At 62.5% G+C, this 13,665-nt stretch carries 11 protein-coding genes; 8 read left to right on the forward strand and 3 right to left on the reverse strand.

Annotated features, from left to right (window positions below; genetic code table 11):
* Positions 1–6 precede the first annotated feature (6 nt).
* Genes ACSW29_RS31105 through ACSW29_RS31115 form a run of 3 tightly spaced genes read left to right on the forward strand, consistent with a single transcriptional unit; the run spans position 7 to position 4,188 of the window.
* Positions 7–1,668, forward strand: a complete 1,662-nt coding sequence (locus ACSW29_RS31105; protein WP_448279015.1) for a class I adenylate-forming enzyme family protein — start codon at positions 7–9, stop codon at positions 1,666–1,668.
* Positions 1,665–3,410: an N-acyl-D-amino-acid deacylase family protein gene (locus tag ACSW29_RS31110; protein ID WP_448279016.1), complete on the forward strand. Its 1,746-nt coding sequence runs from the start codon at positions 1,665–1,667 to the stop codon at positions 3,408–3,410. Before ACSW29_RS31105 ends, ACSW29_RS31110 begins: the two co-directional genes overlap by 4 nt.
* Entirely contained in the window at positions 3,400–4,188 is a 789-nt protein-coding gene (locus ACSW29_RS31115; RefSeq protein WP_448279017.1) for an SDR family NAD(P)-dependent oxidoreductase, read from the forward strand. Before ACSW29_RS31110 ends, ACSW29_RS31115 begins: the two co-directional genes overlap by 11 nt.
* 1 nt (position 4,189) lies before the next feature.
* Here the strand turns inward: ACSW29_RS31115 and ACSW29_RS31120 are convergent, their stop codons facing one another.
* From ACSW29_RS31120 to ACSW29_RS31130, 3 genes are all read right to left on the reverse strand, one after another.
* The gene (locus ACSW29_RS31120) at positions 4,190–4,669 is read right to left on the reverse strand and encodes a carboxymuconolactone decarboxylase family protein (RefSeq protein WP_003943220.1); all 480 of its coding nucleotides are present in this window, start codon (positions 4,667–4,669) and stop codon (positions 4,190–4,192) included.
* On the reverse strand, positions 4,666–5,790 hold the full coding sequence (locus tag ACSW29_RS31125; RefSeq protein ID WP_448279018.1) for an NAD(P)H-dependent amine dehydrogenase family protein: 1,125 nt from the start codon (positions 5,788–5,790) through the stop codon (positions 4,666–4,668). The genes ACSW29_RS31120 and ACSW29_RS31125 overlap by 4 nt, the downstream gene beginning before the upstream one ends.
* A 61-nt stretch (positions 5,791–5,851) precedes the next feature.
* Positions 5,852–6,532 carry an NUDIX hydrolase gene (locus ACSW29_RS31130; RefSeq protein ID WP_448279019.1) on the reverse strand — a complete coding sequence of 227 codons (681 nt, stop codon included), beginning with the start codon at positions 6,530–6,532 and terminating at the stop codon, positions 5,852–5,854.
* A gap of 79 nt (positions 6,533–6,611) precedes the next feature.
* Between ACSW29_RS31130 and ACSW29_RS31135 the strand changes: the two genes are divergently transcribed.
* The 5 genes from ACSW29_RS31135 (at position 6,612) to ACSW29_RS31155 (ending at position 13,629) form a co-directional block, all read left to right on the forward strand.
* Entirely contained in the window at positions 6,612–7,580 is a 969-nt protein-coding gene (locus ACSW29_RS31135; RefSeq protein ID WP_448279020.1) for an ADP-ribosylglycohydrolase family protein, read from the forward strand.
* Between the two features lie 125 nt (positions 7,581–7,705).
* On the forward strand, positions 7,706–8,215 hold the full coding sequence (locus tag ACSW29_RS31140; protein ID WP_448279021.1) for an O-acetyl-ADP-ribose deacetylase: 510 nt from the start codon (positions 7,706–7,708) through the stop codon (positions 8,213–8,215).
* Between the two features lie 270 nt (positions 8,216–8,485).
* A complete protein-coding gene (locus ACSW29_RS31145; protein WP_317826857.1) occupies positions 8,486–9,628 on the forward strand; it encodes an Ig-like domain-containing protein in 1,143 nt (380 codons plus the stop codon).
* A gap of 29 nt (positions 9,629–9,657) precedes the next feature.
* The gene (locus ACSW29_RS31150; protein ID WP_317826858.1) at positions 9,658–11,403 is read left to right on the forward strand and encodes an Ig-like domain-containing protein; all 1,746 of its coding nucleotides are present in this window, start codon (positions 9,658–9,660) and stop codon (positions 11,401–11,403) included.
* Positions 11,404–11,505: 102 nt separating this feature from the next.
* Positions 11,506–13,629, forward strand: a complete 2,124-nt coding sequence (locus ACSW29_RS31155; protein ID WP_317826859.1) for a phosphocholine-specific phospholipase C — start codon at positions 11,506–11,508, stop codon at positions 13,627–13,629.
* Positions 13,630–13,665 lie beyond the last annotated feature (36 nt).

Consider the following 13,665-nt stretch of genomic DNA (forward strand, 5'->3'; position numbering starts at 1 on the left):
CTTCACGTGACTACTTCCGCTGATACACAAGCATTCATCGCGTCGGTCATGGCTGGGCTGACCGGCCCCGGTGGTCCTTTCGAGATGCAAGTCGAGGATGTACTCGGCAGCTCGATGCCCGTCATGAAGAACCGTGACAAGGCACTCGGCGACGTGCTCGCCGCATCCTTCGATTACGGATCACGCGACTACCTGGTGACCAAGGAACGACGCTTCAGCTACCTCGAGCACGGCGAGGCCGTAGCAGCATTGGCCACCGCGCTGCGTGAGCGGTACGGCGTTCGCAAGGGCGATCGGGTGGGGATCCTCGCCGCCAATACGCCGGAATGGGTGATGACCTTCTGGGCGGCTCAGTCGCTTGGCGCCATCGCCGTCGGGTTCAACTCGTGGTGGGTGGCCCGTGAGGTGCAGTACGGCACCGATCACACCACGCCCACCGTGGTGATCGCCGACGCGAAACGCGCACAAGTTCTTTCCGAAGTGAACACCGGTGTTCCCGTGCTCACGATGGAAGAAGATCTACCGGCTCTGATGGAGAAGTATTCGGGTTCGGCACTGCCCCGCACGTCCGTCGACGAGGACGATCCGGCCGTCATTCTTTACACGAGCGGAACCAGCGGCCGCCCCAAGGGAGCTGTTCACACTCATCGAAACGTGTTGGCCGTCATCGACTACCACCGCTACAGCGATCGCCTCGCTGCGGCGTTCACCGGCCGCCCCAGCGACGGCCGGCCGAGTGACTTGCGGTATCTGCTGACCGCGCCGCTGTTTCACATTGCAAGCCTGCATAACCTGGCGATCCCACGACTCGCGACGGGCGGAGCCGTGGTCATCCACCAGGGCGCCTTCGACGTCGACGAAGTCCTTTCCCTCGTCGAACGCGAGAAGGTCACCAACTGGGCGGTGGTCCCCACTATGGCAACCCGTCTCCTCGAACATGGAAGTCTCGAGAAGTACGACCTGACCTCACTGAGCGCCTTTGCACTCGCGTCTGCGCCGTCATCTCCGGCCTTGCAGGACCGCCTGCGCGCACGACTGCCTTTTGCGCAGCACACCTTGGTCGACAGCTACGGGCTCACCGAATCTTCCACCGGCATTTCGGTTGCCACGCCACCAGAACTCGCCGCGTTCCCCGGAACTCTCGGACGGCCCATCATCGGTGTGAGTGTGGAGGTCCGTGATCCATTCGGTGTTGCGGTTCCCGACGGCGAGGAGGGCGAAATCTGCGCTCGCAGCCCGTATGTGATGTCGGGATACTGGAACGACGAGACTGCGACTGCTGCCGCCATCGGTCCCGACCGATGGCTCCGAACCGGCGACTTCGGAGTTCTCGAAGACGGCCGACTCCGCCTGACCGGCCGCCGGTCCGATCTGATCCTGCGCGGCGGCGAGAACGTCTACCCCCTCGAGATCGAGCAGACTATCGACGAGCATCCCTCGGTACTCGAATGCGCTGTGATCGGGATTGATTCGGCAGACCTCGGCCAAGAAGTGGCGGCCGTTGTCGTTCTTCGCAGCGAGGGAGCAGCGACCGAAGAAGAACTACGCGACTATGTCGCCGAAAGACTGGCCTACTTCAAGGTGCCAGTCAAGTGGAGACTGAGCACAACTCCTCTGCCTCGCAATGCAACCGGGAAGACCATCCGCGCAAAGGTGGCTATCTCATGACCTATGACGCCGTGATCAACAACGGTCTGTGGTTCGACGGCACCGGGGCGAAACCAGCTGTCCGCAATCTGGGTATCCGAGGCGGGCTGGTCACTGCCATCTCCCTCGATTCACTCGACGAAACCGACTGTCCCCGTGTCATCGACGCGCGGCGCAAGTGGGTGATCCCGGGCATCGTGGACATCCACACTCACTACGACGTCGAGATCCTCGAAGGCCCGGCGCTGAGCGAATCTCTCAGGCACGGGGTCACGTCGATCTTTGTCGGATCGTGTTCCCTGTCCACCATTCACGCCAGCCCGTCGGACGCAGGCGACCTTTTCGGCCGCGTCGAAGCTATCCCACGCAAGCACGTCGTCGAAGCACTCACGCGGGCCAAGACCTGGAACTCCGCGAGAGACTATGTTGCTGCACTCGAGGCGCTTCCGCTAGGTCCCAACGTTGCAGCCTTCATCGGACACTCCGACATGCGAGCCGCCGAGATGGGACTGGATCGTGCTACCAGGAAGGACGTGCACCCCACCGACACCGAACTCGCGTCGATGGAAGCACAGTTGACCGAAGCTCTCGACGCAGGATTCGTCGGGATGTCCAGTCAGCAATTGTTGTTCGACAAACTCGACGGTGAGACCTGCCGCTCACGCACGCTGCCGTCGACGTATGCAACCACGAAAGAACGACGCCGACTCAATGCGATCCTGCGCCGCCGAGGACGGGTATTTCAGGCCGGACCTGACCTCTCCAACCCGATGGGTACCGGAGCGATGGCGTTCTCCAGTGCGGGTATCTGGCGTAAGCGACTCAAGACGAGCATGCTCTCGGCGGCTGATATCAAGTCCAACAAGTTGGCCGTGGTAATCCTCGGCCCGCTGGCGCACCTGGTCAATCGACTCGGCGGCGACCTGCGCTGGCAGCACCTACCGGTTCCTTTCGAGGTATATGCCGACGGCATCGACCTGGTTGTCTTCGAGGAGTTCGGATCCGGCGCTGCAGCACTGCATCTGACCGACGAGATGGAACGCAACGTTCTGATGCAGAGTGAGGAGTACCGGCGACAGTTCCGCAAGGACTACGACCAAAAGTTCGGTGTCAAAGTTTGGCATCGGGATTTCTTCGACGCCGAAATCGTATCCTGCCCGGACGAATCCTTGGTCGGCAAGAGCTTCGGGCAGGTCGGCGTCGAACGAGGCGGCCTCCACCCTGTCGATGCCTTCCTGGATCTGGTCCTCGAACACGGCACGAAAGTGCGTTGGCGCACAACCATCTCCAATCACCGGCCGGAGATCCTGGACAAGTTCGCCCAGGACAACGGCGTCCAACTCGGGTTCTCCGACGCGGGAGCACATTTGCGCAACATGGCGTTTTACAACTTCGGCTTACGACTACTCCGACGTGTCTACGACGCCCAGAAGGTCGGGCGACCGTTCATGACCGTCGAGGCAGCGGTGCATCGCCTCACCGGCGAACTCGCCGAGTGGTACGACGTCGACGCCGGGCACCTTCGATTAGGTGACCGCGCCGACCTGGTTGTGATCGATCCCGCCCATCTCGACGATTCACTCGAGACGTACGCCGAAAGTCCGGTCGCGGAGTACGACAACCTCTCCCGCATGGTCAATCGCAACGATCAGACCGTCACCGCAGTGTTCGTCGGCGGCGAGTACGTCTTCGGCGACGGAGAAGCAGCACCCGTTCTCGGCAACCGCCGAACCGGAAAATTCTTGAAAGCAGGTGCCCATTAACACGTCCAGATTTGCCGGCAAAACCGCGGTTGTCACCGGCGCAGCATCAGGTATCGGTGCAGCCATTGCACTACGACTCATCGACGAAGGCGCACAGGTAGCCGGAATAGACATCGCTGCAGAGGGTTTGAAGGAGATTGCCTCCAAGCACGGCGCGTCTTTCCTCGCCGTTCCCGCTGACGTCACCAAGGAATCCGATGTTGCCGAGGCTATTGCCGCTGCGGCTGCGGAATTCGGCGGTATCGATCTGGCTTTCAACGTTGCCGGGGCGTCGAGGGTGGGGCAGATCGTCGACCTCGACGAGGCCGACTGGGACTTCACGATCAACCTGGTACAGAAGGGCGTCTTCCTCTGCACCAAACATGAAGCGCGGCATATCCGAGAGCACGGTCGCGGTGGCGCGATAGTCAACGTGTCCTCATTGAACGCGCACGTGCCGAGCCCCTACGGGAGCGCGTACGCGACAGGCAAAGCCGGGGTCGAGATGTTCAGCAAGAATGCCGCGATCGAACTCGCTGCGTCGGGGATCCGGGTCAATGCCGTTCTACCCGGCCTGGTCGACACGCCACTGGTCGCGCCGGTCATGAACTACGAACCCGCCCGCGACATGTTTCTGAGCCGAATTCCCATGTCCCGAGCGGCAACTCCCGACGAGATCGCGGGCCCCTGCCTTTATCTCGCCAGCGACGACGCCTCGTACATCACCGGAACCAGTCTGGTAGTCGACGGCGGCTGGGAGGTCTCGAACTACCCGGATCTGACGACGCTGGGCAACTAGTTCAGTTGCCGGGCAACACACATTGAGTATCGAGGCCGAGGACGTGGTTGAGCCTGCCGAAGGCCAACCACGATCCGAGGCACATGCTCAACTCGACGATTTCTCGCTGGGAATAGTGAGCGGTCATGCGTTCCCAGAACTCGTCGTCGAGCCCGTGGTGGTCGAGGGCGTATCTCTCGGCGTATTCGGCAGCGAGGCGCGTCCTGTCGTCGAAGGCATCGGTGGTGCGCCAGTCGGTGACAGACTGATCGAACGTCGACTCCACGGTCTCGCCGTCACGCTCGGTGCGCCAGTCCTGACAGAAGATGCACCCGTTGATCTGAGCGATCCGAAGCCTGGCCGCCTCGAACTCGCGGAGTCCGAGAGTGCCGTCTGTGTAGACCTTTTGGGAGAATCCGGCGGCCGCGGGTCCGATGCCGGGGACCATCTCTCCCCACACGTAGCCGATCGGATTCTTGCCTTCGGGTATGTCGATATTCATGTGAGTACCTCCGAGTTTCGGGCACCGAGCTTGCCGACGCCGGGTGTGAGCGGAACGTCCAGCGCGTCGTAGAGACCGGGTTCAGCCTGACGTAGCCACGGAATTGCGTTGACGAGACGTCCTACGGCCGTGGCATTTCCACCGGCCGCGCGGTTTCCACCTTCATCGGTGGCTTCGACGTTGATCTCGATTCGTGGTCGTCCTTCGACGATCACCTTGTGCGCGCCGTCGCCTCCGTCTGGCGGGAGCGGCCAGTCGCGGGCACAGGACGGATGAATACGCGTGACGTGTTCGATCACGATCAGGGGTTCCCCGCCGACGATTCCCTGAACCTCGAATCGCAGTGCGCCTTGGGTTCCGGCCGCGAACTCCCCCATATGTTCGGTCGACACGGTTTCCTCGAGCGGGCGGCGCAGCAAGGTCTCGCGAATCTCGTCGAGTTCGACCCCGAGTGCCCGGGCGATGAGTCGAAGCTGGCCGCCCCAGACCATGGTGGGAACACTGGGCGCGACCATCGGAGGTTCGTAGTCCATCGGCTGACCCATCCCGATCAGGTAGCGGACAGAATCCGGCTGTTCGTAGGTCGTGTAGTCGAAGATTTCCTGACACCGGATCTGGTCGATTGTCCCCGCGAGCCCGCTGACGAGAATCGGCAGGATGTCGTTCCCCCAGCCTGGGTCGATACCGGAGACGAACAGAGCGCCGCCGCCCGTCTTGGCAGCAGCTTCGACGGGATCACGTAGTTCGGGAGGCGCAGATTTCGGGTCGTACAGCGCATATACCGATGGCGTGACCACCACAGCTCCGGCGGCCAGCGCCCGCGTGATGTCGGCAACCGCGTCATCGGGCCGAATGTCGCCGGACGCCGCGTAGACCACCGCACCAGGGGACGCTGCGAGCACGGCATCGGCGTCGCCGGTAGCCACGACGCCCAGGTGCACTCCCAGATCGGCGAGGTCACCGGCATCTCGCCCGACCTTCGCCGGGTTGGCAACGATGACGCCGACAAGTTCGAGGGCAGGATTGGCTGTCACAGCGCGAATCGATGCGCGCCCGACGTTGCCGGTGCCCCACACGACGGTCGGAATCTTGGACTCGGCTTCATTCGAAACTGCACCCATCAATCGGACATTACCCAGCTCAGCGCGTCAGGTCAGCAGAACTGCAAGAATTCGTTTCACTTCATCCGGTCAAAAATGCCATTGCCTGCGCAGTCAGTGCGCCGTCACCCCGCCTCCGGTACGTCTCGGCGGGTCGGCCGTTACCTGGTCTGCTCATCTCGCCGGTACTTTCGAGCGCGTCGAACACCTGCCGGCGGAAGCTGTCCTTCTGGAACGGACGATCGAAGATCACCTCGTACAGTCCCCGAAGTTCGGCGACGGTGAACGTCCCGCCCGACAATCCGTCCGGATCGACGTACGACGCATACCTCGTGCGTAGGTCCGTGACCGCGAGTCGCACCATGTCGGCGTGATCGAACCCGAGTCCGCTCACTGCCTCGTCGTCGTACACATCGACGAGAAGCGCCGAATCGGGCAGTTCCGATTCCGGTAGGCCCGCGGTATGCGCGACCGACAGAACCCAACCGCGGTCGTCGCGGTCCGGTCGGTCGAAGATCGCCAACTGGTGGAAGCTCGTCTGGGCCAACTCGGCCTTGACCGACAGGGCACGATCGGCTGCGGCCGTAAGCAATTCGCGTTCGTGCAGAAATGTTCCCGGTAGCGCCAGCGCACCGAGGCGGTGCCGAACGACCAGAACTTTCAGAGATCCACCGCTGTACGTCAGCACCGCGACGTCCACTGCCACAGACGGACGCGGATAGTCCGCCAATCCCTTGCCGCTCGTGTCTGTCCATTTATTCACCCTTGCATGTTATCTCAAACATGATCTATGGTTAGCGCAAATTTGATCAAACGATCTCCGCGAACGTGAAAAGGTGGCTATGAAACTCACCGCACAGCAGTCCGATCGAGCGGCCGGCGTTCTGCTCGGCGCCGCAGCAGGAGACGCACTCGGCGCCGGCCACGAATTCACCTATCCGAACTCCGAGGTCACCATCGACATGATCGGTGGCGGCCCGTTCAACTGGGCTCCTGGGGAATGGACCGACGACACCTCGATGGCAGTTGCGATCGCTGAGGTGGCCGCGACCGGAATCGATATCGGAAGCTCCGGCGGTCTCGATGCCATTGCAGCACAGTTCATCCGGTGGTACGACTCAAAGCCCGCGGACATCGGCAACCAGACGCGAGCAGTGTTGTCTGCCCGCTCCGAAAGCGCAGCAGCGATGGCGGATCGTGCGCGGGCGATCAGCGGCCACAAGGCAGGCAACGGCTCGCTCATGCGGACTGCTCCCGTCGCCCTCTCTTACCTGGACGATGCAGAAGGTGCCAGGTCGGCAGCGCACCGGATCAGTTCACTCACGCATGACGACCCGCGCGCCGGGCAGGCCTGCGAATTGTGGACCCACGCCATCCGCCATGCCGTTGTCGCCGGCAACTTCGAGGGGGTTCGCGACTTCCTCTCCGTTGCCGATCAGGAGGTCGCCGAATACTGGGGCCCGCTGCTCGATCAGGCCGAAACCGGGAACCCGCAGGACTTCTCCAAGAACGGCTGGGTGGTGCATGCACTTCAGACTGCCTGGTGGGCAATCACCTCCACGGATAATTCCGATGCTCGCCACCTTCAGCACGCATTGGAAGCGGCCGTACGCGCCGGCGGGGACACCGACACGACCGCGGCTATCGCAGGCGGGTTGCTCGGCGCCCGTTGGGGAGCGTCGGCGGTTCCCGCGCGCTGGCGCCGAATCATGCACGGCTGGCCGGGATACCGTTCCTCCGATCTGGTTCGCCTGGCGATCAAGACTGCTCGCGGCGGAACCGACGACCAGAACCGTGATACTCGATGGTGATCGGGCGTGACCCCTACGACGTACGCTCGGCTATGCCGTGGGCTCGTCCGAAGCGTGAACTCTGGAACACAGCCGTCGGAAACACAGCCGTCGGCTACGCGCCAGGTGGACACGCAGGAGGATCAATGCCCACTATTACAGTCGCCGAAGGTGACATCACGACGCTGACCGTCGACGCCATCGTCAATGCGGCCAACTCCAGGCTCCTCGGCGGTAGCGGTGTCGACGGCGCGATCCACCGAGCCGGAGGACCGGAGATCTTGAAGGCTTGCGAGGTATTGCGCAACACCAGCCTTCCCGACGGCCTCCCTGTGGGCGCGGCCGTGGCCACCACCGCGGGAAAGCTCCACGCCGAGGCCGTGATTCACACCGTCGGCCCGAGGTATTCGCGCTCCGAGGACCGATCCGGATTGCTACGGTCGGCGTACACCCGCAGTCTCGCCGTTGCCGACTCGATCGGCGCACGTACCGTCGCCTTTCCGTTGGTCTCGGCAGGGGTCTACGGCTGGCCGAAGGAAGATGCGGTCCGACAGGCCGTTTCAGCGATTCGCGCGGCGAAAACCGACGTCGAGACGGTCACACTGGTCGCATCCAACAAGAAGACGGCAGAACTGATGCGCCGCGCGATCGCCTGACCGTCTACCGGGCCCACTTCACGCCACGTTAAAGCAGTGCAGAGCGGTCAGAGAAGTGGAGAAATTTCACCGGTTGGACGTTTGTCCAATAATTTGTCCGAATCACATATTTTGCGGCTCGCTCTGTGTTCTACTCCTCTCCAGGGTTTGAGCTGGTGGCGAGCAAACGACGAAGACGTATTCGCTTCTCTGTCAGCTCGAGGCCGGTTCCCGGACCCGGCTTCAAGCCGAGAGCTCGATCTTGTCGAGCGCTACTCAAGGAGAATGTGAATGGTGTCGACGTTGATGCGCCGAGGAGTAGGGGTGGCCGCGTCCTTGACCGGATGCGTTGCCCTGGTCGTCGGCGGAGCGGGAGTTTCATCCGCCGCTGATGTGAACCTTCCGTTCACGGCATCGTGTCACGGGTGGCAGTTCCCCGGTCCGATCACACACAACGAGACGCGTGATTCCGGCGTCACGATCAGTGCGCCGGCCGTGGTTCCGCCGAACTCGACCTTTACCTACCGACTCGCTCCCAAGCCGATGACGGTCCCTAATGACGGCTACGACCTCAGGTCCGTCGTGAACTGGACGCGTCTCAAGTTCGATTTCGACATCCCTGCAGGTACCTCCTACGTGGGGGCGCAGATCGTGGCCGGCACCAGCTCGAATCTGGGTGGGGTCGCCCCGACGATCACGCGGGTGAACGATGCCGGTTCACCCGATCCGAATGGGACGCATCTTCGTATCTCCGGCAACAACATCACCGCGGGCAACGGACCCAACACCGACGACAACGGCGGCGGCGGAATCGAGGTCGGTGGAGGAAAGACGTTCCAGCTCCCGGCAGTCGACGTCACTGTCACGTCAGGGGCTGTGGGAACCCAGATCAAGCCCATGCTGCGCGTTTCCGACACCAACTCCGGTTCCTACGACAGTGCCGCCAACTACCTGACCTTCCTGCAACAGGAGACCCTGCTCGGTGGCGTCAAATACTGGCTGACCACCAATTGCTCACCACGCGACAATCGTTCGGCCGGATTGAACGCAGGCGGCCAGCCACTCGCGGTGATCAATGTCGACTCCAGCCTCGCCCAGACACAGACGCGAATCGACGCACCCGGTAAAGCTGTCGTCGGCGACTCCGTGGAGCTGACGGCAACGGTCACTCCTTGGCCGTCGGGAGGAACAGTGCAGTTCCGTGACGGAGGGGTAGACCTCGGCGCTCCAGTGGCCGTTGTCAACGGCGTCGCGAAGGCCAACCGCACGATGACAACAGCAGGCGACCACAACATCACGGCGTACTACACGGGATCTGCCGGCTTCATGGAATCGATGTCCGGCGCCGTGACGATCAACGTCGTCGAACCGTCCGAGCCCGAGCCTGGGACCGGTAGCCTCGGCAGCCTTGGCACCCCTGGATTCGGGTCGTGAGAACTGTGAACAGAAACCAGAATTCATCGATGAACTCGAAACTCCTACGCGGCTCTGCGATTGCTACCGTCTCGGTACTGGCCGGTGGCTTGTTCGCCATGGTCGGCGGCGGGATCGCCTCTGCTGCCCCCGAGACCAAGAGCGTGGCCTTCACAACTGCATGCCATGTGCGCGAGATGGACGGTGCGGCAAGCCCGATCACGTTCAACGAGACGCTCGGCTCGGGGGTCACCATCACCGCGCCGACCACCGCGGCACCAGGTGAGACCATCACCTACCGCGTGCAGCCGAACGAGATGAAGGCAAACGGCGGAGGCCATGCCAGCCGTGGAGTCGTGCATTGGGCCCGGATCAAGTACGACTTCGACATCCCGTCGGGCGTCGAATTCGTGAGTTCCCAGCTTGTGGCGGACAGTGCGTACGGCCTCGGATCCGACAGTGCCACTCCAACAGTCACACAGATCGACGACGGCGGTAATCCATCGGCATCCGGTACGCACCTACGTATCTCCGGATCGAATCGGACCACCGGAAACGGTCCGTCCTCCGCAGTTCGATCGAGTGACGGCATCATCGTCGGTGCCAACACCAAGTTCCGACTCCCCGCAGTCGACGTCACGGTCAAAGCCGGTGCGGCCGGTAGCGAGATCAAGCCTTCGCTGCGAGTTTCCGATCCCGGCTCCGCCAACTACGACGACGACCGAAATGCGCTCACATTCGTCCAGCGCGAAAAGGATGTCTTCACGGTCAACTACTGGGAGCGCTACAACTGCTCCCCGCGGGACAACAGGAACTCCGGCCTCAACGCCGGTGGGCAGGCCCTGACCACCATCTACGTCAGCCAACCGACAACCACCACAATCCAGATGCCCGGCTCGATCCAAGCCAGCACACCGACCGAGCTTGTCGCAAAGGTGGATCCGGCTCCGGTCAACGGAAACGTGCAGTTCAGGGTGGACGGCGCTGACGTCGGTACACCTGTCACGCCCGGTGCCGACGGCACTGCCCGGCTACCGCATACCTTCTTCACCGCCGGAACCGCGCGGGTCTCCGCAACGTTCCAGGGCGTCAACGGGTTCCAGAGTTCCAACTCGACCGAGGCGATGGTGACGGTGACTGCCGCACCTGTCGTCAAGCAGACCGACACTGCCGTGAACGTACCTACCGATGCAAAGACAGGCGTATCGGTGTCGCTGAGGGCGCAGGTCACGCCGACACCCACCGGTGGGACTCTCCAGTTCAAGGACGGCGCTGCAGATATCGGTGCCCCGATCCCGGTGGGCGCTGACGGCAAAGCCACTCTGGAACATGCGTTCGCCTCGGCTGGATCTCATGCAGTGTCGGCCTACTACTCCGGCGCAACAGGATTCATGCCGTCGATGGCATCGGCCCAAACGGTCACCGTGTCTGACCCCGCGCCGTCCGATGTCACCACCTCGACCTCGCTGGCAGCTCCCGCGACGGCCAAGCAGAATGTCGCGACAGAACTTTCCGCGACAGTCAGTCCCAATCCAGGCGGGGGCTCGGTTCAGTTCTTCGACGGTGACCAACCCATCGGACAGCCCGTTGTCGTCGGAGTCGATGGTGTGGCGCGACTGACTCATACTTTCGCCTCGACGGGCGATCATCGGATCAAGGCGTCATTCGCGGGTCGTAGTGGATTCACACAGTCCGCGTCGGACGAATCCGTCGTCAAGGTTTCTGCTGCGCCTGACGATGGCGGGAACGGCGGCTCGGGCAGCCTCGGTTCACTGAGCGGTCTCTTCGGTTCCTGATCGTATTTCTCGACACTGTTGCCGCTGCACCGATTCGGAGCAGCGGCAGCAGCATGTCGCGGCCGTAGTCATAGAACTGATTGATCTATCGATGGAGCACAAGTGTCCAGGAATTCCCTTTCTCGACGGTCGTTTCTCACTGCCGGGGTCGGTGCAACTGCAGTCGCCGCCACTTCCCTTCTGCCGCCGTCGCTTCAACGTGCACTGGCGACACCCGCAAACTCCGGCGGGCTCGATTCGATCGAGCATGTAGTCCTCGTCATGCAGGAGAACCGATCTTTCGACCACTACTACGGTGCGCTGAGGGGTGTTCGTGGCTTCGGTGATCCGAATGCGTTGCGTCTACGCAGCGGCCACAGCGTCTTCGAACAACCCGGGCCTACCGGTCCTGTACTCCCCTTCCCCATCCGCGACTCCGCTGCGGCACAACACATGGACACCCAGAACGTCACCGGGCTGGATCACAGCTGGGCGGGCGGACATGCCGCACTCGCCGACGGCTGGCACGACGGTTGGATTGCGGCAAAGACCGGTACGACGATGGCGTACTACGACCGGCAAGACATTCCCTTTCATTACGAACTGGCGGACTCGTTCACGATCTGCGACGCCTACCACTGCTCCGTTCCGACGTCGACGAGCCCCAACCGGAACTATTGGGTCTCTGGATACACCGGATACGAGCCACTTTCGCCTAATCCAACCGAGTCGGTCCTGCCTTCGGATCCGCCCGGCCCCGAGGGAAGAGCTGTAACCAACGCAGCCTACAACCCCTGGCACGCCGGCTACGGATGGACGACGGTTCCCGAGCGGTTGCAGTCGGCCGGCATTTCCTGGAAGACCTACCAAGAGTGGGACAACTTCGGAGACAACAACCTCGAATACTTCACTGCCTTCAAGAAAGTGGCGGCAGGGTTGCTTGGCCGGCCAAGCCTGCTCCCCTACGAACTGCAGACCTTGGCCGGGTTCTATCTCGCCCTGCCGTCGATGCCGGCGCCGGTCCAGGACGCAGCGGTACTGGCTCTCGAGAATGCTGCAGACCAACTGTCGCCTGCTGATCGCCAACTCTACGATCGCGCACTGTACCGATCCCGGCCCGGCACACTGGCCGCCGAGTTCAGGAAGGACGTCGAGTCGGGCCGACTGCCGCAAGTCAGTTATCTCGTTCCGTCCGAAGTGGATTCGGAGCACCCATCGGGATCGTCACCCGCGGCGAGCGCAACACTGCTCTATCAAGTGCTCGACGCCATCGCCTCCGATCCCGATCTGTGGGCGAAGACGGCCGTGATCGTCAACTTCGACGAGAACGACGGGTACTTCGATCATGTACCCCCGCCTCGACCGCCGCGCTCGGTCGAAACCGAATGGGTCGGCAATCAGCCGCTCGGTCTCGGCCCGCGGGTGCCGATGACGATCATCTCGCCGTGGACTGTTGGCGGTTTCGTTTGTTCCCAGGTGTTCGACCACACGTCCGTCACGCAATTCCTGGAGAAGCGGTTCGGAATCATGCAACCGGAAATCGAACCGTGGCGACGCACGGTGAGTGGCGACCTGACGTCGGCGTTCGACTTTGCCAACCCGCGTAGCCGACCAACTTTGGTGCGCCCGCAACCCACTCCGCCCCTGGAACCGCGGTGGACGCCAACCCCGCCCACCGAACAGCGAATGCCCCTGCAGGAGAACGGCACTCGACCCGCACGGGCACTTCCCTATCAGCCCGACGCTCACACGAGCGTGGACCCTGGCGCCGGCTCGTTGACGGTCCATCTGGTCAATGCCGGTGCCGCATCAACGCACCTGGCCTTGTACCCGTACGCAGGTGAGTTCGAGGAGCCACGGCATTACGACGTCATCGGCGAAGTCGACGACACCGTCGCGCTCAGTGATCGCGTCTACAGCCTGACCCTGTTGGGTCCCAACGGTTTCAGACGAGAGTTCAGCGGAGCTACAGACAGTGCGGCAGCGTCGCTCGACGTCTCGACAACTATCGACGCAGGGGCGCGCACGCTTCTACTGACCGCAATAAATTCCGGAAGTCGCGCACTCTCCGTCGACGTCGACGGGGACCGACGCAGACTCGGAGCGGGCGCACGCGGCCAGTGGACCGTGCGTTCGGCGGACGGCTGGTATCAGGCCACCGTGACGGTCGACGAAGATCCTGAATTCAGGCGCGTGCTCGTCGGACACATCGAAAACGGGCGGACCAGCGTAAGCCAACCGACGTGAATCGACACCGAGTATTCAAGTCCAGATCTGAATCCT

The sequence above is a fragment of the Rhodococcus sp. GB-02 genome (genome assembly GCF_053470465.1).

Coding starts and splice junctions, on each gene's coding strand:
- ACSW29_RS31110 (WP_448279016.1), top strand. CDS start 1,665: ATGACCTATGACGCCGTGATCAACAACGGTCTGTGGTTCGACGGCACC.
- ACSW29_RS31120 (WP_003943220.1), bottom strand. CDS start 4,669: ATGAATATCGACATACCCGAAGGCAAGAATCCGATCGGCTACGTGTGG.
- ACSW29_RS31125 (WP_448279018.1), bottom strand. CDS start 5,790: ATGGGTGCAGTTTCGAATGAAGCCGAGTCCAAGATTCCGACCGTCGTG.
- ACSW29_RS31135 (WP_448279020.1), top strand. CDS start 6,612: ATGAAACTCACCGCACAGCAGTCCGATCGAGCGGCCGGCGTTCTGCTC.
- ACSW29_RS31140 (WP_448279021.1), top strand. CDS start 7,706: ATGCCCACTATTACAGTCGCCGAAGGTGACATCACGACGCTGACCGTC.
- ACSW29_RS31145 (WP_317826857.1), top strand. CDS start 8,486: ATGGTGTCGACGTTGATGCGCCGAGGAGTAGGGGTGGCCGCGTCCTTG.
- ACSW29_RS31150 (WP_317826858.1), top strand. CDS start 9,658: ATGAACTCGAAACTCCTACGCGGCTCTGCGATTGCTACCGTCTCGGTA.